Here is a 17,511-nt window from a genome sequence, read left to right on the forward strand (position 1 = left end):
CGCCCGCCGGAAAGACTCCCTTCGCCGCAAACCATCGCCACGTACGTCACGGCGATTCGGGCTCAAAAGGGCAGTCGATTTGAAGCGTTCGACAAATTCAGTGCATCGAACTAAGTGGTTCTCATGAATGCCGCCGAATCCTTCAAAGACGCCCCCAACGGTTTAGCTGGTCGTACTTCGTTTCTAAAAACATAAAAAGCAAAGCTACGTTAGGAGTCGAGATGGAAATTGGCCTCATCGGTCTGGGAAAAATGGGTGGCAACATGGCGGAGCGTCTTCGCCAGGCTGGTCACAAGGTAGTCGGGTTCGACTTTAACCCGGAAACCACCGCGAAGCTGACAGCGGCTGGTTCCGTTGGCGTAAATACGCTGGAGGACCTGGTCAAGAACCTGACCGCCGCCAAGCGCGCTATCTGGATCATGGTTCCGGCCGGCGACCCGGTCGACGAGACCATCGCCAAGCTAAAGCCGCTGGTCAACAAGGGCGACATCTTCATCGATGGCGGCAACTCGAACTACAAGGACACCATTCGCCGCCACGACGCTCTGAAGACCGAGGGCTACGAGTACGTCGACGTGGGAACCTCCGGCGGCGTATGGGGCCTGAAGGAAGGCTACTCGCTGATGATCGGCGGCGATGAAGAGCCCGTGACCTATCTTTCGCCCATCTTTGAAGCGCTTGCACCGACGCCCACCACGGGCTGGGGACATGTTGGCCCCACCGGCGCCGGCCACTTCACCAAGATGGTGCACAACGGCATTGAGTACGGCATGATGCAGGCCTTCGCCGAGGGCTTTGCCATCATGAAGGCCAAGGAGAGCATGAAGCTGGACCTGGCGCAGATCTCTGAGGTCTGGCGTTATGGCTCGGTTGTCCGCTCCTGGCTGCTGGACCTGACCGCCGAAGCTCTGAAGGAAAACCCGAACCTCGAGGGCCTGGCCGCTTATGTTCCTGACTCCGGCGAAGGCCGCTGGACGGTATTTGAGGCCATTGACCTCAATGTTTCCGCCCCGGTCATCACCGAATCTCTGATTCGCCGCCTGCGCTCGCGCGAAGACAATAACTATACGGACCGTGCTCTCTCGATCATGCGGAACGCATTCGGTGGCCACTCGGTCAAGAAGTCCTAAACCAGAAGTATTAGCTTTAAGTAGTAAGGAGCTCGTGTAAGCCCATGGCGACTGCCGAAGTAACTGTATCTCCCGCGACCGTGAACGAACAGCGTAACGAGCGCAAGCCTGACCCCTGCATCGTGGTCATTTTTGGCGCCTCGGGTGACCTGACCAAACGTAAACTTCTGCCGGCCCTGTTCCACCTGGAACAGGAAGGTCTGTTGCCGGAAGAGTTTGCGGTGGTTGGCGTTGCCCGCCGCGACCTGTCTGCCACCTTCGCCCCGGATATGCGCGACGGCATTCTGAAGGGCGGTGGTGTGGACGAGGACGACCCGAAGCTGAAGAACTTTGTCGACCGCGTTCATTACTTCACCACCGACTTCGATAACGACAAGGGCTTTGCGGACCTGAAGTCCACCCTGTCAGACCTGGACCAGAAGTACGGTACCAAGGGCAACCGCCTGTTCTACCTGGCGGTTGCTCCTGAGTACTTCTCTGACATCATTCACCGTCTCGGCAACCAGAAGATGGTCAAGCCGGAGAGCGGTGCGTGGGTCCGCGTCATCATCGAAAAGCCCTTCGGCCATGACCTGCAGTCGGCGCGCGAGCTGAACGACGAGGTCAATGAGGTTCTGGGCGAAGACCAGATCTTCCGCATTGACCACTACCTGGGCAAGGAGACGGTGCAGAACATCCTCGTCTTCCGCTTCGGCAACGGCATCTTTGAGCCGGTGTGGAACCGCACCTATATCGACAACGTGCAGATCACCGCGGCTGAGTCGATCGGTATTGAAGGCCGTGGACCGTTCTACGAGAAGGCCGGCGCATCGCGCGACATTCTGCAGAACCACATGATGGAAGTGCTCAGCTATGTTGCGATGGAGCCGCCGGACTCGTTCGAGGCCTCGACCATCCGCACCGAGAAGCTGAAGGTATGGCGTGCCATTGAACCGATCAAGCCAGAGAACACCGTCCGTGGCCAGTATGGCCCCGGCGTGGTCGATGGGAAAGAAGTGATCGGCTACCGCCAGGAAGATCGCGTCAATCCAGAGTCGCAGACTGAGACCTTCGGCGCACTGAAGCTGGAGATTGAAAACTGGCGCTGGGCGGGCGTTCCGTTCTACATTCGCGCGGGCAAGCGTCTTGCCAACCGCGAGACCGAGATCACCATCACCTTCAAACAGCCGCCGCTGCACATCTTCAAGGGAACCACGAACAATTGCAGCACGCAGGTTACGCCGAACATCCTGACCATGCGCATCCAGCCGGACGAGGGTATCAGCCTGCGTTTCGGCGCTAAGGTTCCCGGACCGACCACCAACATCGCCCCGGTGACCATGAACTTCAAGTATGCCGATGCCTTTGGCAAGTCCACCGCCAACGGCTACGAGCGTCTGCTGCTGGACGCCATGCTGGGTGATGCCACACTGTTCGCACACCGTGACGGTGTGGAGGCCACCTGGGCTCTGTTCACACCGCTGCTGGAGCAGTGGGCCGCTAACCCGATCGCCGACTTCCCGAACTACAAGGCGGGAAGCTGGGGACCGGATGCCTCCAACGAGCTGCTGGCACGCGATGGCCGCTGCTGGAAGAGCTGCTAACAACAGATAAGGATCAGCAATGGCTCGGACCACTCTCGTTACCCTGGATGTGTCGCCGGATTCGGCGGCCGTAGCAAAGAAAGCGGCCGAGCACCTGGCCGCAACCGTAAAGCAGGCGGTGGCAGCGCGCGGAATCGCGCGCGTTGCCATCTCCGGCGGTTCTACCCCAAAACGCATGTTCGCCCTGCTGGCGCAGGAGCCTTTCCTGAGCGGGATCCCCTGGGACAAGGTGCATCTCTACTGGGTGGATGAGCGCTGCGTTGCGCCCACCGATCCTGAATCCAACTTCGGCGTCACCAAGGAGCTGCTGCTGGACAAGGTACCGCTGCCCGCATCGCAGGTCTATCGCATGGAAGGCGAACTGGACCCCCAGGAAGCCAGCTCGCGTTACGAAGCCCTGATCCGCAACACCTTCAAGCTGGAAGGCGCCGAGACCCCGGTCTTCGACCTGGTGCAGCTTGGCATGGGCGACGACGGCCATACCGCCTCACTGTTCCCGCACACCGCGGGCATCGACGAGATGGGCCGTATCGCCTTCGCGAACCACGTTCCGCAGAAGAACACCTGGCGCATCACGCTCTCGTGGCCGGTTATCAACGCCGCCCGCGAGGTCGTCTTCCTCATCGAAGGTGCCGCCAAGACCGAGGTTCTGTCGCGCGTTCTCACCGGTCCGAAGGATGTTGAGACGTTGCCCTCGCAACTGATTCGCCCCGCAAATGGTAAGCTGCTCTTTTTGCTGGATACGGTCGCGGCGGCGAAGCTGCCCGCGCCCAATGGCGGCACCATGGAGTGGGTTGGATGATTCTTGCAGGCGACGTCGGCGGTACAAAAGCACACTTAGCTCTCTTTGATTTCACCGGCGGACGCCTGCACATGCTGTGCGAGCACAAGTTCCCCTCGCGTGATTTCAGTGGTGTGGAAGATGTAGTGAAGGCCTTCATCCAGAAGGCGAAGTGCGATGATGGACAAACCATCACCGCAGCCTGCTTCGGCGCTCCCGGCCCGGTCATCGACCAGCGCATGGAGCCCACCAACCTGCCCTGGAAGCTGGACGCACGTGCCATCTCGCGCACCTGCGATATTCCGCACGTCCTTCTGCTCAATGATCTTGAGGCCAATGCTTACGGCATTCCCGAACTGGAAGCCAGTGACCTGGTGACGCTTTACCAGGGCGATGCGTCGGCGGTCGGCAACGCGGGGTTGATCTCCGCCGGTACCGGACTGGGCGAAGCTTTGCTCATCTGGAACGGCAAGCGCCACATCCCGGTAGCCAGCGAAGGCGGCCATACGGACTTTGCCGCGCGCACGCCGGACGAGATTGAGCTGCTGCAGTACCTGACGGCAAAATTGAACGGCCGCGTCAGCTACGAGCGCGTCATCTCCGGGCTGGGACTGATCAACATCTACACCTTCTTCCGCGATGTGAAGAAGCTGGATGAGCCGCAATGGCTGAAGGACCGCATGGCCACCGAAGACCCGAACCTGGTCATCGGCACCTGCGGTGAGGATGGATCGAGCGAACTGTGCGCGGCCACGCTGAACCTGTTTGCCGGTGTCTATGGCGCAGAGGCAGGCAATATCGCGCTGAAGGTCCTGGCGCGCGGCGGTATCTATCTGGGCGGAGGGATCTCACCCAAGCTGCTGAAGACGCTGCAGAATGGAACCTTCCGCCAGGCTTTCCTGGCCAAGGGCCGCCTGTCGCCGCTGCTGGAAACCATCACGGTGCGGGTCATCCTGAACCAGAGTTGTGCCCTGCTGGGCGCCGCGGCTTACGCAGAATCACGCGCAGCCGAATTCTCAGGTACCAGCGAACGCGCGGCATCGCGCCAGCAGTAAGCCGAATCAATCAAATAAAGGCACGCCCCCTCATTGGGCGTGCCTTTGCCTTTCTTGTGTTTTGCCATTCTGGAAGGATCTGCATTTCAAAACAATGGCTCTCCCTTGTAATTCGGGTAGAACCGTGTTTCTGGAAGAAGTCTCAGGTAGCTCGCGAAACCTCCCCGGCTCTGGTATCGTCCTTTCATTCAACAGATGCGAATTCAGCTTTCCGTTTTCCTTGCTGCACTTTGTTTCCTACCCTCTGCACACGCACAGCGTCTCCCCGCGCATGCGCACCCGTCGCATTACGCGCTGACGATTACGCCTGATCTAAAGACGGCGGTCTTTACCGGCGAAGAGATAATCGATCTCACGCTGGATACGCCCTCCAGCACCATTACGCTGAATGCGGCAGAGATCCAGTTCCAGTCCGTGCAGGCTGTGGGGCAGACCGCCAGCGTTTCGCTCGACGAGGCAAAGGAGCAGGCCACCTTCACCTTCGCAAAACCGCTGCCCGCTGGCCCTGTTGCACTGCATATCCAATACACCGGCATCCTGAACGACAAGTTGCGCGGCTTCTATCTCTCCAGGACGCCCCAGCGCAACTACGGCGTCACCCAGTTTGAGCCAACCGACGCGCGGCGCGCCTTCCCCTCGTTCGATGAGCCCGCCTTCAAAGCCACCTATGACATTGCTCTGGTGCTGGACAAGGGCGATACCGCCATCTCCAACACGCAGGTCGTCAGCGATAAGCCCACCTCTGACAACAAGCACACGCTCACCTTTGCCACGACGCCGAAGATGTCCACCTATCTTGTCGCCTTCCTCGTCGGAGAGTTCAGGTGCTCTACCGGTAAGGCCGATGGTGTGCCCATCCGCGCCTGCTCCACACCGGACAAGGTGAAGTACACGAAGTACGCGGTTGAGTCGGCCGAGTCTCTCCTGCACTACTACAACCAGTACTTCGGCATTCCATATCCGATGCCCAAGCTCGACATGATCGCGCTGCCGGACTTCGAAGCCGGTGCGATGGAGAACTTCGGCTGCATTACCTATCGCGAGACCGATCTGCTGGTGGACTCGAAGAACGGCTCCATCCCCGCAAAGAAGAATGTGGCGGAGGTTGTTGCGCATGAGATGGCGCACCAGTGGTTCGGCGACATGGTGACCATGCAGTGGTGGGACAACCTGTGGCTGAACGAGGGATTTGCCACGTGGATGGAGAAGAAGTCGCTGGCCGCGCTGCATCCGGAGTGGAACATGCAGCAGGACCGCGTTGAAGAGCTGAACGATACGCTCAACTACGACTCCGACCGGTCCACGCGCCCGATTCGTGCCAGGGCCGAGACGCCTGATGAGATCAACGAGCTGTTTGACGGCATTGCCTATGGCAAGGCCGGTGCTGTGCTTGCCATGGTGGAGCACTATATCGGCGCCGACCTCTTTCGCCAGGGTGTCCACAACTACCTTGCGGCGCATCTCTACGGCAACGCCACAGCGGAAGACTTCTGGACAGCGCAGACAGCCATCAGCCATCAGCCGATCGATCGCATCATGGAGAGCTTCATCAGCCAACCGGGTGCTCCGCTGCTGCATTTTGCGGATAAGGCAGAAGAGTCCCCAGCGTTGCCGCAAAGCCGTTTCTACCTGTCGCCCATGGAAATGAATCGTCCGGTTGCAGGGCGTACGCAGGAGTGGACGGTTCCCATCTGCCTGAAAGGCGTCGCAGCGGACCTTTGCCGCGTGATGGATCCGTCTGAAAAGAATGCGACCATCCCGGAGCCGTTCTTCTTCGCCAACTCCGGCGCTACAGGCTACTACCGTGCTGTCTACACGCAGCAGCAATACAACAACATTCTGCAAACGCTGGAAGCGCGCTTCTCCCCCGCCGAACGCATGCTCTTCCTGGGTGAGCGAGAGGCACTGATGAGGGCAGGGCTTACGCAGGCGGCGGACTACCTGAACCTTCTCCGCATGGTGAAGAACGACAGCAGTTCTGCCGTAATGGGAACCGTTGCCGGCGGGTTGATCGGCGTGGACGCGCGCATTGTTTCTGACGAAGATCGACCGCGCCTGCAGGCATGGATTCGTACACAATATCGCCCGGTGTATGAGGCGCTCAGCAAGCCCTCGAAGCAGGACAGCTTTGAGAAGCAGAGCCTTCGCGCCACGCTCTTTGGCCTGCTTGGCTTTGCAGAAGACCCGCAGATCATCGCCGAGGCCAAACGTATGACCAGCCTTCTGTTCCGCGGCAGGATCGCGCTTGATCCTTCCATGACGGGTACAGCACTGGCGATTGCCGCGCGTAACGGCGACCCCTCGCTGTACGAACAGGTGCTGAAGGCATCGCAGGTTGTGAAGGATCCCGGCCTGCAGGCGGACTTTCAGCACACGCTGGCTCGCTTCAGTAATCCCGCGCTGGTCAACGAGACGCTGAAGTATGCCGTATCCGGCGAGGTGCGCACACAGGATAGCTGGATGCTGCTCTCCATCCTGCTCTCGCGGCCTGACACGCATACGCAGGCATGGGAGTTTGTGCAGCAGAACTGGCCCCAGGTGCAGGCCTCGCTGACCACCAGTTCCGGCGCGCGTATCGTCTCAGCCGTTGGCAGCTTCTGCACGCAGAACGAACGCACGCAGGTCGAGCGTTTCTTCACGGAGCACAAGGTTGACGCAGCGCAACGCACCCTGAAGAAGTCGCTGGACGCCATGGATGCCTGCATCGCCCTGCGTGCCAGCCAGCAGAAGCCGCTCTCTGCGTGGCTGGACGCGAACCGGTAGTTGTACTGCTAGTTGTTCAGGTCGGTATCGGCGGTGCCAATTCGGCCGGTTGCCGTCATGCGAAGCGTGAAGCGGGCGCGCACTGCCTTGTCGTTGTGCTTCATGTGGTAGCGCAGGTTCAGCTGCTTGAGCAGGGGGCCGGTCGGCGGAGCATCCGCCCCGGCGGAGATCTTCATGCTGCGTGCATCGCGGTCAATCTCCTTGCCCTTCTTGTCGAACTGCGTACACATCAGGATCAGCTCGACGCGTCGCGGCTCCGTGTCCGTGGCATAGCTCCAGGGAACATTGCGCGGCTCGACATGCAGCAGAAAAGTATCGGGCGCGGTGGTGTCCTTCTCCAGAGTGACGGGAACGCCGTCGTACACCATCTTGCTGCTCTCTGCCGCGACAAGGTCGGTCATCAGCCGCCGTGACGGGTTCGTCGGATCGACACGGCCCGGACCATACGCCAGGAAGTAGCCTTCGCGCGTCAGCACCTTCGTTCCGGGGCGATTCACGGTCACCACGATCTTGCGGAACTTCTGCATATCGCGTGAGGTGTCCGTCGGCCGGTAGGTCAGCGTGTAGAAGCTGGCGCCATCCTTGATTGCGGCGCCAATCTCCGTATCCACATCGTTGCGGCCATACAGCGCTGCTCCTCCGGTGGATTTGGCCAGGGCGGCAAACTGGTAGTTGCCACCCATCGGATCGTTGAACGCAGCGGCATTGCCATACTTGCCGGGGTCAATCATCACGCCGGCAGGGTCAATGGTGTACAGCGTAATGCGGGCATCGCGCAGGGTATTGACGGCGTCCTGAAGGGCGTTGTCCACGCGGCGCTGCTGGTCCACGGCGGCGTTGGCAAAGTTAAAGGGAGGAAACCCTCGGCCTACCCAGATCATGTTCTTGTGGCCAAAGTGGCCGGTGGTCGCCTGCGCAACACGGCGCAGCGTGATGAAGGCCGTGGCATAGCGCTCACCGATCCAGGCAAACTGGTGCGTCTGCCAGGGATATGCGACAAAGTGCTTGTCCAGGGCCTGGATCAGGGCCTGCTTGTCCTGCGTGTAGTCCTTCACCACGTTCAGGTTCTGCAGGTCGACCGCCAGCAGCATGGTTGGAATCTCCAGCTTGTCCGGCTGCTTCTCCAGGAACTTCTTCAGCGAGTACCGCGCGAACGCCATGTCTTCAAAGCGCGTGTTGAACTCATCCAGAACAATAATGTTGACCGGCGCGCGTGGCGCCATCTTGTCCAGCTCAGCGGTGGAGTTGATGGTGAGCGATGCTGCCGGAACACTGGCTCCCGCATGCTCAAAGTTCAGCACCTGCTGCGGCTCACCCATCTCCGTGACGGAGAAGTCTTCCTTGCGCAGGTCGGGGATGGGGTTGCCCTTGCCGTCGACAACCACCGCGTCCAGAATCACCAGCCGCGTGTTGCGCTGGATGGTGTACGTTCCGTTCGGCTGCTGCTGTGCCGGGGTGGTGGGCTGCTGGGTGCCGGCAGGCGCTTGCTGTTGTGCCGGAGAAGGCGGTGTCGTACCGGCCGGGTCCTGTCCCATGGCTTGCACGGCCGCTGTTGCCAGCACAGCAGCCAGAAATAGAGTTCTCATCGGTGTCACCTCTGTCGTGTGCTTCCCGTATATGTGCGCCCGTTTGCCAGAAAGTTCGTTGGAGCGCGGTAACCAAGTCTGACACATGAAACGCCAATAGGTTGCGTTGCCGACAGAGGTTTCTATCCCGTTGATCGGCCTTGCCATGCTTCGCAGGGCAAACCACCGTTATCTTCCTGCGTTTTCAGTCTCCAACAATTGCTGAACTCGAATGCGGATCTCATCCCGGATCGCACGCACCTCCTCCAGCGGCAGACCTTTCGGATCGCGTAGCGGCCAGTCGTCCCGCCTGAGCCCGGGCACATAGGGGCATTGATCGCCACAGCCCATGGTGATCAGCAACTGGGCTCCGCGTGCCAGCTCCTCGGTCAGCTTCCGTGGTGTTGCCGTGCTCAGGTCGATGCCCACTTCTGCCATGACCTTCTGAACCTCAGGATGCACGCGCGCTCCGGGCGCCGTCCCGGCCGAGATCGCCTGCGCCTTTGCAGGGTCCGCTCGTTGATTGAAGAAGGCCGCAGCCATCTGCGAACGTCCGGCGTTATGCACGCACGCAAAGATTACCTTGAACATGTGTGTCTCCTAAGACGAGGCATGGCTGGATTGTGCGGGAGCGCCGCCGCTCTTCGTGGAGGGCTTCAGAGCGTAGATTTTCACGCTGGCCGCGCTCCGGTTCACATCGTACTGCGAGAGTGTATGCCGCAGCTCTTCATGAAAGGTTGCAGGCGAAGGCGTGCAACAGGAGGTCGCGTCTCCCTCCATGGCCGGGGAGCAGCACCCTGCCTGATTCTCCACCTTCGCATAGGCATTCAGGTCCGCTCCGCTATCGACAATCTGAATATGTTCCAGACCCGCCAGAGCAAGCCCCTTGCGATACTCCTCGATCAGGATGGCTCCAGCAATGCAGCCGACGTAGGCCGCCATACTTGTTGCAATCGCCTCCGGCAGTGGCTCCTTGAGTGCGATATCGCTGATGGCAACACGGCCACCAGGCTTCAACACACGCGCAATCTCGCGGAAAACGGCCTGCTTGTCCGGGGCCAGGTTCACCACGCAGTTGCTGATCACGCAATCGACGGAGGCGTCTGGCAGGGGGATGCAGTCGATGGTCGACTGGTAGAACGCAACGTTGGTGTATCCACCGGAAGCAGCATTCGCACGGGCACGGTCGACCATCGAAGGTGTCATGTCGACTCCGATGGCGCGCCCCGTGGCCCCGACCATCCGGGATGCGAGAAAGACATCGAGACCTCCGCCCGATCCCAGGTCGACCACTACTTCGCCGGGACGAAGATTGGCCGTCGCCGTGGGGTTGCCGCACGAAAGTCCCATGTTGGCTTCCGCTGGAATCGACATCAGTTCCTCGGCCGTATAGCCAAAGGCTTCCGCAACCGCGCGTACGCCGTCATCCTCGCTTGAGAGCGTGCTTTTCGCTACGGCACCGTATTTTGATCTGACGGAATCCAGCACGTGTTCTGTCATGTTTTTCTTCTCCGGTGACATATTCGCTTATACGACTATATGTCTTGATTTCATATTCGTCAAAGCGTATAAGTTCAACATGGCCGCGAAACAAGCTTCTTTCAATATGGAACTCTTCTTCCAGGCCCTCGGTGACAGGACGCGTCTGCGGCTGCTCAACCTGATGGACGACCAGGAGATCTGCGTCTGCTATTTCGTCGAAATACTGGACCAGGCGCAGCCCAAGATTTCGCGGCATCTGGCGTACCTGCGCCGGGCGGGAATCGTGGAGGCGAGGCGGGACGGCAAGTGGATGCACTATCGCATCGTGATGCCTGCGAACATCGGTGCAGCCCAGGTGCTGCGGCAGACGCTTGCATGGATGAAGGAAGAAAAGTCGATGCAGAATGACCGTTCCCGGCTGACCAGGGCGTGCTGCAGTCCGGCAAAATTTGTGTCGCTTGCAGCGGCACCTATGCCCACTCGCAACGAGATGCTGATCCCTCAAGGGGAAAGATAAATGCCGGCTATTCCTCTTACGCAGGGACGGGTCTGCGCGCCGCATCAGCGCAGGAAGCTTTCTTTCCTTGACCGCTTCCTGACGCTCTGGATCTTTCTCGCCATGGCCCTTGGAATTGCGGCAGGCCACTTCCTGCCGGGGACGGCGGTCTTCGTGAACCGCTTTCAGTCCGGCACGACGAACATTCCCATTGCCATTGGTCTCATCATCATGATGTTTCCACCGCTGGCAAAGGTGCGTTACGAGAAGCTGGGAGAGGTGTTTCGCAATCGACGCGTGCTGGCGCTCTCTCTGGCGCAGAACTGGGTGATCGGGCCTGCTCTGATGTTCGCTCTCGCGGTCCTTTTTCTCCGCGGCGAGCCTGCATATATGCGCGGCCTGATCCTGATCGGCATCGCGCGTTGCATCGCAATGGTGCTGGTGTGGAATGAGCTTGCGGAAGGCGATACGGACTACGTGGCAGGACTCGTTGCGATCAACAGCGTCTTCCAGGTGTTGTTTTACAGCCTGTACGCCTGGGTCTTCCTTGCGGTGCTGCCAGGCTACCTGGGGTTGCAGGGTAGCGTCGTACAGATCGGCATCGGGCAGATAGCCGAAAGCGTCGGCCTCTACCTGGGCGTGCCCTTTGCTGCCGGCTTCCTCGCTCGTTTCCTCCTGATTCGCAGCAAGGGAGAAGCCTGGTACACAACGAAGTTCATTCCGCGGATCAGTCCGCTCACGCTGATGGCGCTGCTGTTCACGATCCTCGTCATGTTCTCCCTCAAGGGAGACCTGATTGTGCGGCTGCCATTGGATGTCGTGCGGATTGCAGTGCCGCTGGTCCTCTACTTCTTCCTCATGTTTGCCGTAAGTTTCTGGATGGGGAAGAAGCTCGGTGCTGACTATGCGCAGTCCGCAACACTTTCCTTTACGGCGGCAGGCAACAACTTCGAGCTGGCGATCGCGGTTTCCATTGCCGTGTTTGGTCTGAACTCCGGCGAAGCCTTTGTCGGAGTCGTTGGGCCGCTGATCGAAGTGCCGGCACTGATTGGCCTGGTAAACGTTGCCTTCTGGATACGAAGGAAGTTCTTCGCCGCGGAGGATCGCCTGCCCGTGGTGCTATAGCTCCAGGTGTGGCACGTCCATCCCAAGCAGCTCTGCAATGGCCGTGACCACCAGTTCATGGTCCTCGGGCTGCGTCAGACCGCTGAGCACAACGGCTCCCAGGCATCCCGATCCCTTCAGCGTCAGGGGAAATCCTCCACCATGCGCGGCATAGTCGGCCAGCGTCAATCCCTGACGGACTTCCAGCGTGGTGTTATTTTTTGCCAGCTCCTTGCCTACGCGAAACGACGACTTCGCGAAGCGCAGTACGGTGTTGCGCTTCCGGCGCACCCAGTCCTCATTGCCCGGAGCAACAAAGCCTGTCGCCGCGTAAAACAACGTCTGCCCGCCCAGCGTGATGCTCATGGCGGTGGGACGGCTGTCGGCTGCTGCCAGTGCACGCAGACGGCTGCCGAGTTCCCACGCCGTCTCGCTGTTGAAAGAAGGGAACTGCAGCAGAGCTTCCTGCTCGGTCAGTACGCGGATCTCATCATCAAGCGTCATGGGGTTATTCAACCATCCCACCCTCCCACTATCCAACCATCCCACTCTCCATCTAGATTGGTCATGTGCCCGGACAAACCTCCACGTTGCGGCGCTGGCTGCCTGCCATCGCCATGCTCCTGCTGTCGTTTATCTCCTATGTTGACCGCAGCGTGCTGTCCATCCTGTCGCCCACCATCCTCGCGGACCTGCATCTCTCCGCGCAGCAGTATGGTGAGGCCATCCTGGTCTTCTCCCTCTGTTACATGGCCGCCAACCCCATCTGGGGCTGGATCATGGACCGCCAGGGGCTCTTCTGGACCTGCTTTGCCGCCGTGGGCATCTGGTCGCTGGCTTCCGGCAGTCATGCCCTGATGACCGGCCTGCTCACCATGAGCCTCTTCCGTGGAGTGCTTGGGTTCGGCGAGGGCGCCACCTTCCCGGCAGGCCTGAAGACGGTCAGCGAGACTCTGCCAGCCGAGCAACGGTCGTTTGGCCTGGCCCTGGCCTACAGCGGAGGCTCGCTGGGCGCAGCGCTTACCCCGCTGGTGGTCACACCGCTGGCTGTCCGTTACGGCTGGCGTTCGGCGTTTGTCTTTACGGCTGTCGTCGGAGCCCTGTGGCTGGTGCTCTGGCTTGCACTCAGAATCGCCGGAGTCTATCCGCCGAAGCATACCCAGCCCGTGGAAGAACCCGCTGCACCCATCCATCGCTGGAACCGCGACCTCTTCGCCACGGCGGCCATCTACGGCCTGGGCGCTGCTCCGCTGGCCTTCGGCCTCTATGCCACGCCGCTGTACCTGTCGCGCGTGCTGCATGTCCCGCAGGCCGCACTGGGGCACATGCTGTGGGTGCCGCCCGCCGGTTGGGAGGTCGGATACCTGGTCTTCGGCCGCCTCAGCGACATGCGCCGCCGCCGCACCACCTCGCGCCCTCTGGGCGTCTTTCTTCTGCTAATGGTGGCCAGCTTCCTGATTACGGCCGTTCCGCTGTTTACCTCGGTACCGGTCGTGCTCACGCTCTTCTTCCTGGAGATGTTCTTCGCCGGCGGCTTCGTCGTCTTCACCCTGGCCGACGGAGCCAGTGTGCAGCCGAAACAGAACACCGCCTTCCTGGCTGGCTTCTCCATCTCGAGCTGGGCGCTGCTGACCGGCCTGCTGATGCCCTGGCTGGGCCGCCTGTTCGATCAGAAGCACTACTCGGCAACACTCTGGATCGTCAGCCTGTGCCCGCCCGTGGGTGTGGCGCTGTGGCAGGCACTCAGGACGAGGGAGTAAGCCTGGAAGCAACCCCTCAGCTGCGCCGTGGCAACCAAGGTTTTCCCTTTCTTCCTTTTCATCCCGCAGCAGAGCGGAGGGATCCGCTTTTGAATCAACCTCCCCGGCAGTTTTCCACCCAAACACCCCACTTTTCCGCCGCTCGAAGAGGCGTACTCTCATCCAGGTGCGCTGTTAACCGGTCTGTAAACACGCGTCAGACCGGCCATTTTGAAAACTTCCACAGAGGTTTTCTAAGCATTTGCGCATACCCGGCAGAAATCTCCGCGATTCGCGGGGTATTCACAAAACAACTACAATAGGTTGTATAAGCCGGTTGACATGCCCAACGGACAGCGTTATTTTCACAACTGCTTCCTTATTCCGGGCCCGGTCGTTCCCATGTACGCCGCGGAAGCAAGCAGTCGAAAGACATCCGTACAACACAACCTCAGACTTCCCCCCAAGGAGCTCCCACTATGGCTGAAACACGCAAAGCCGCCGTCGCTGTCGCTGACTCTGTCGCCGCCTCGGCACCGAAATCCACCCCTGCAAAAAAATCAGCTCCCGGCCTGACCTGGCAGCGCTACTTCTCCAAGCCCGGCGTAAGTCCTTACGATGAAGTGGTTTGGGAGAAGCGCGACGCCATCATCCAGGACTTCAAGGGAAAGACGATCTTCGAGCAGAAAGACGTTGAGGTTCCGGTCGACTGGTCCATGACCGCGACCAACATCGTCGCCAGCAAGTACCTGCACGGCCAGCTCGGCACGCCGGAGCGTGAGACGGGCGTTCGTCAGCTGGTAAGCCGCGTTGCGGAGACGATTCGCGACTGGGGGAAGAAGGACGGCTACTTTGCGACGGATGCCGACGCGGACACCTTCCATGACGACCTGGCGCACCTGCTGGTGCAGCAGAAGGCCGCATTCAACTCGCCGGTATGGTTCAACGTGGGTTGCGACCGCCTGGAGCCGAACTCCGACGCGCAGAACTGGCACTGGAACCCGCACACCTGCGCCATTGAGTTCTCCGTCACCGGCTACACCAAGCCCCAGTGCTCGGCCTGCTTTATTAACTCCGTGAACGACTCACTGGACTCGATCCTGACCCTGGCCAAGACCGAGGGCATGCTCTTCAAGTGGGGTTCGGGCACGGGCTCCAACCTGTCGGCTATCCGCGGTTCCATGGAGACCCTCTCCGGTGGCGGTACCGCCAGCGGCCCGCTCAGCTTCATGCGCGGCTTTGACGCCTTCGCCGGCGTCATCAAGTCCGGCGGCAAGACCCGTCGCGCCGCCAAGATGGTCATCCTGAACGTCGAGCACCCGGACATCATCGACTTTATCGAGTGCAAGCAGAAGGAAGAGGCCAAGGCCTACACGCTGGTACAGGCCGGCTATGATGGCTCCGGTCCGGACTCTGAAGCGTATTCGTCGATCTTCTTCCAGAACGCGAACAACTCCGTGCGCGTCAACGATGAGTTCATGTCGGCCGTGGAGCGTGATGCCGAATTCACCACGAAGACGGTGAAAGACAAGGCTCCCGTAAAGACCTACAAGGCCCGCGAGATCATGAACAAGATCGCCGAGGCTACCTGGCAGTGCGGCGACCCCGGCATGCAGTACGACACCACCATCAACCGGTGGCACACCAGCAAGAACACGGCGCGCATCAACGCCTCCAATCCTTGCAGTGAGTACATGTTCCTGGATGACTCGGCCTGCAACCTGGCCAGCTTCAACCTGCTGAAGTTCCTCACGCCGGGCGGACAGTTCGATATCGAGGCCTACCGCGCCGCCATCAAGACCGTCATCACCGCCATGGAGATCCTGGTCGACAACTCGGGCTACCCGACGGAGAACATCGCGAAAAACTCGCACGACTATCGTCCGCTGGGCCTTGGCTATGCCAACCTCGGCGCCCTGCTGATGGCCTTCGGTCTTCCGTATGACTCCGACGCCGGCCGTGACTTTGCCGCCACGCTCACCGCCATCATGTGCGGCGATGCCTACTGGCAGTCCAGCCGCGTGGCTGAGCTGTGCCAGCCGCTGGCCGCAGCCACGCCGCTCACCCAGTCGGTGGAGCGCGAAGGCGGCGCCTGCCCCGGCTTCTACGTCAACCGCGAGCCCTTCCTGGATGTGATCCGTCTGCACCGCGCTTCGGTCAACGAGATCGGCAAGTCGGTCGACTCCGCCGAGGGCTTCATTGCTCCGCAGCTTGCTGACCTGATCGCCGCCAGCAAGGACTCGTGGGATGGTGCTCTCGCCCACGGGGAGAAGTATGGGTACCGCAACTCGCAGGTCACCGTGCTGGCTCCCACCGGCACCATCGGCTTCATGATGGACTGCGACACCACCGGCATTGAGCCTGACCTCGCACTGGTCAAGTACAAGAAGCTGGTCGGCGGCGGCATGATCAAGATCGTGAACAACACGGTCCCGTCGGCTCTGTTCAAGCTGGGCTACTCCAATGACCAGGTGAACTCGATCGTCAGCTACATTGACTCCACCGGAACCATCGAAGGCGCGCCCGGCATCAAGCCGGAACACCTGGCCGTGTTCGATTGCAGCTTCAAGCCCGCCAAGGGCACGCGCTCCATTCATTACATGGGCCACATCAAGATGATGGCCGCAACGCAGCCCTTCCTATCGGGCGCGATCTCGAAGACCGTCAACCTGCCGCACGATGCTACGGCGGAAGACATCGCCGAGGCCTACATCGAGAGCTGGCGCCAGGGTTTGAAGGCTGTCGCCATCTACCGCGACGGATCGAAGGGTTCGCAGCCGCTGAACGTTTCTGCCGGCGACGGCAAGGCGAAGAAGGAGGGCATTGCTGACAAGGCGACCGCCGCCATCAATGCCACGGCCGAGCTGGACCTGTCTGTGGTTGCCGCCAAGGATGCGAAGATCACCGCGCTGGAAGCTCAGATAGCGAAGCTGATTGCGCAGTCGAACCAGAACACGGATGCGTCGGATGCTTCAGCTCCTCCGCGTGCGGTTCGCCATCGTCTGCCGGCTGAACGTGCTTCGGTCACGCACAAGTTCTCCATCGCGGGGCACGAGGGCTACATTACCGTCGGCCTGTATCCGAACGGCGCTCCGGGCGAGATCTTCATCCGCATGGCGAAGGAAGGCTCCACGGTCTCCGGTCTGATGGATTCGTTCGCAACGGCCATCTCTCTCGCACTGCAGCACGGCGTTCCGCTGAAGGTGCTGAGCGAGAAGTTCGCCCACACCCGCTTCGAGCCCTCGGGCTGGACCGGCAACGAGCAGATCGGCTACGCAAAGTCGATCATGGATTACCTCTTCCGCTGGATGCAGCTTCGCTTCCTCAGCGGCCAGCAGCTTGACCTCTTCCAGGGCCTTGCCCCGGCGAAGTCGGTTCCGGTTGCAGGCACGGTAGAAGGCGCACAGGCGGCGGTGATCCCGAGCCTGGCTGCAGAGTATGAACTGCGCACCACGCCTCCGGTCGAGGGCATCGCTCCTGACCCGACGGCAACGGGCGCTCCCACGGTTGAGAGCTACGGCGTCGAAGACCGCGGCGTAGCCAACACCATCCACGCTGCCGACGCGATGAAGAGCCTGTACGACATGGGCGACGCTCCGTCCTGCTCCACCTGCGGAGCCATCATGGTCCGCAACGGAAGCTGCTACCGCTGCATGAGCTGCGGCTCAACGAGCGGCTGCTCCTAGCCGGAGGGGCGGACGCGCTTCGCGCAAACAACAAAGGAAAAGCCCCGCTGAAGCGGGGCTTTTCCTTTCGCGTAACGCGAGAACGCCGTGCCCTTAAGCAAAACGTGTTTCGTAGAAGATTCTGAAA

Annotated in this window: 13 protein-coding genes; 9 read left to right on the forward strand and 4 right to left on the reverse strand. The window is 60.5% G+C overall.

What is annotated here, in order from left to right:
* Window positions 1-221 precede the first annotated feature (221 nt).
* The 5 genes from gnd (at window position 222) to OHL13_RS00840 (ending at window position 7,312) form a co-directional block, all read left to right on the forward strand.
* Window positions 222-1,130, forward strand: a complete 909-nt coding sequence (gene gnd / locus OHL13_RS00820; RefSeq protein WP_263408214.1) for a phosphogluconate dehydrogenase (NAD(+)-dependent, decarboxylating) — start codon at window positions 222-224, stop codon at window positions 1,128-1,130.
* Between the two features lie 44 nt (window positions 1,131-1,174).
* A complete protein-coding gene (gene zwf, locus OHL13_RS00825; RefSeq protein ID WP_263408215.1) occupies window positions 1,175-2,713 on the forward strand; it encodes a glucose-6-phosphate dehydrogenase in 1,539 nt (512 codons plus the stop codon).
* 19 nt (window positions 2,714-2,732) lie between these two features.
* Window positions 2,733-3,515, forward strand: a complete 783-nt coding sequence (gene pgl, locus OHL13_RS00830) for a 6-phosphogluconolactonase (protein WP_263408216.1) — start codon at window positions 2,733-2,735, stop codon at window positions 3,513-3,515.
* Window positions 3,512-4,549 (forward strand): glucokinase, encoded by a 1,038-nt coding sequence (gene glk, locus OHL13_RS00835; RefSeq protein ID WP_263408217.1) that lies wholly within the window; start codon window positions 3,512-3,514, stop codon window positions 4,547-4,549. Before pgl ends, glk begins: the two co-directional genes overlap by 4 nt.
* 195 nt (window positions 4,550-4,744) lie before the next feature.
* Window positions 4,745-7,312: a M1 family metallopeptidase gene (locus tag OHL13_RS00840; protein ID WP_263408218.1), complete on the forward strand. Its 2,568-nt coding sequence runs from the start codon at window positions 4,745-4,747 to the stop codon at window positions 7,310-7,312.
* Window positions 7,313-7,320: 8 nt separating this feature from the next.
* Here OHL13_RS00840 and OHL13_RS00845 read toward each other — a convergent pair whose 3' ends face one another.
* The 3 genes from OHL13_RS00845 to arsM all read right to left on the reverse strand — a co-directional run bounded on the left by OHL13_RS00845 (window position 7,321) and on the right by arsM (window position 10,377).
* Complete coding sequence (locus tag OHL13_RS00845; RefSeq protein ID WP_263408219.1) at window positions 7,321-8,898, reverse strand: VWA domain-containing protein; 1,578 nt, start codon at window positions 8,896-8,898, stop codon at window positions 7,321-7,323.
* Between the two features lie 168 nt (window positions 8,899-9,066).
* A complete protein-coding gene (locus tag OHL13_RS00850; protein WP_263408220.1) occupies window positions 9,067-9,468 on the reverse strand; it encodes an arsenate reductase ArsC in 402 nt (133 codons plus the stop codon).
* Window positions 9,469-9,477: 9 nt separating this feature from the next.
* Complete coding sequence (gene arsM, locus OHL13_RS00855; RefSeq protein ID WP_263408221.1) at window positions 9,478-10,377, reverse strand: arsenite methyltransferase; 900 nt, start codon at window positions 10,375-10,377, stop codon at window positions 9,478-9,480.
* On the opposite strand from arsM, the gene OHL13_RS00860 reads away from it, so the two are divergent.
* The gene (locus OHL13_RS00860) at window positions 10,376-10,876 is read left to right on the forward strand and encodes an ArsR/SmtB family transcription factor (protein WP_263408222.1); all 501 of its coding nucleotides are present in this window, start codon (window positions 10,376-10,378) and stop codon (window positions 10,874-10,876) included. The genes arsM and OHL13_RS00860 overlap by 2 nt on opposite strands.
* Window positions 10,877-11,980 carry an ACR3 family arsenite efflux transporter gene (arsB, locus tag OHL13_RS00865; RefSeq protein WP_263408223.1) on the forward strand — a complete coding sequence of 368 codons (1,104 nt, stop codon included), beginning with the start codon at window positions 10,877-10,879 and terminating at the stop codon, window positions 11,978-11,980.
* Here the strand turns inward: arsB and OHL13_RS00870 are convergent.
* Entirely contained in the window at window positions 11,975-12,463 is a 489-nt protein-coding gene (locus OHL13_RS00870) for a heme-degrading domain-containing protein (protein ID WP_263408224.1), read from the reverse strand. The two genes, arsB and OHL13_RS00870, sit on opposite strands and share 6 nt — an antisense overlap.
* A 65-nt stretch (window positions 12,464-12,528) precedes the next feature.
* Between OHL13_RS00870 and OHL13_RS00875 the strand changes: the two genes are divergently transcribed.
* Window positions 12,529-13,719: an MFS transporter gene (locus OHL13_RS00875; RefSeq protein ID WP_263408225.1), complete on the forward strand. Its 1,191-nt coding sequence runs from the start codon at window positions 12,529-12,531 to the stop codon at window positions 13,717-13,719.
* Window positions 13,720-14,177: 458 nt separating this feature from the next.
* The gene (locus OHL13_RS00880; RefSeq protein WP_263408226.1) at window positions 14,178-17,384 is read left to right on the forward strand and encodes a vitamin B12-dependent ribonucleotide reductase; all 3,207 of its coding nucleotides are present in this window, start codon (window positions 14,178-14,180) and stop codon (window positions 17,382-17,384) included.
* Window positions 17,385-17,511 lie beyond the last annotated feature (127 nt).

The organism is Terriglobus tenax (assembly GCF_025685395.1).
Taxonomy (GTDB): domain Bacteria; phylum Acidobacteriota; class Terriglobia; order Terriglobales; family Acidobacteriaceae; genus Terriglobus; species Terriglobus tenax.

Bases quoted from the DNA above. Each gene is read 5' to 3' on its own strand.
- arsM (WP_263408221.1), bottom strand. From the start codon at position 10,377: ATGACAGAACACGTGCTGGATTCCGTCAGATCAAAATACGGTGCCGTA.
- OHL13_RS00840 (WP_263408218.1), top strand. From the start codon at position 4,745: ATGCGAATTCAGCTTTCCGTTTTCCTTGCTGCACTTTGTTTCCTACCC.
- OHL13_RS00870 (WP_263408224.1), bottom strand. From the start codon at position 12,463: ATGACGCTTGATGATGAGATCCGCGTACTGACCGAGCAGGAAGCTCTG.
- zwf (WP_263408215.1), top strand. From the start codon at position 1,175: ATGGCGACTGCCGAAGTAACTGTATCTCCCGCGACCGTGAACGAACAG.
- OHL13_RS00860 (WP_263408222.1), top strand. From the start codon at position 10,376: ATGTTTTTCTTCTCCGGTGACATATTCGCTTATACGACTATATGTCTT.
- pgl (WP_263408216.1), top strand. From the start codon at position 2,733: ATGGCTCGGACCACTCTCGTTACCCTGGATGTGTCGCCGGATTCGGCG.
- glk (WP_263408217.1), top strand. From the start codon at position 3,512: ATGATTCTTGCAGGCGACGTCGGCGGTACAAAAGCACACTTAGCTCTC.
- OHL13_RS00845 (WP_263408219.1), bottom strand. From the start codon at position 8,898: ATGAGAACTCTATTTCTGGCTGCTGTGCTGGCAACAGCGGCCGTGCAA.
- arsB (WP_263408223.1), top strand. From the start codon at position 10,877: ATGCCGGCTATTCCTCTTACGCAGGGACGGGTCTGCGCGCCGCATCAG.
- OHL13_RS00850 (WP_263408220.1), bottom strand. From the start codon at position 9,468: ATGTTCAAGGTAATCTTTGCGTGCGTGCATAACGCCGGACGTTCGCAG.
- gnd (WP_263408214.1), top strand. From the start codon at position 222: ATGGAAATTGGCCTCATCGGTCTGGGAAAAATGGGTGGCAACATGGCG.
- OHL13_RS00880 (WP_263408226.1), top strand. From the start codon at position 14,178: ATGGCTGAAACACGCAAAGCCGCCGTCGCTGTCGCTGACTCTGTCGCC.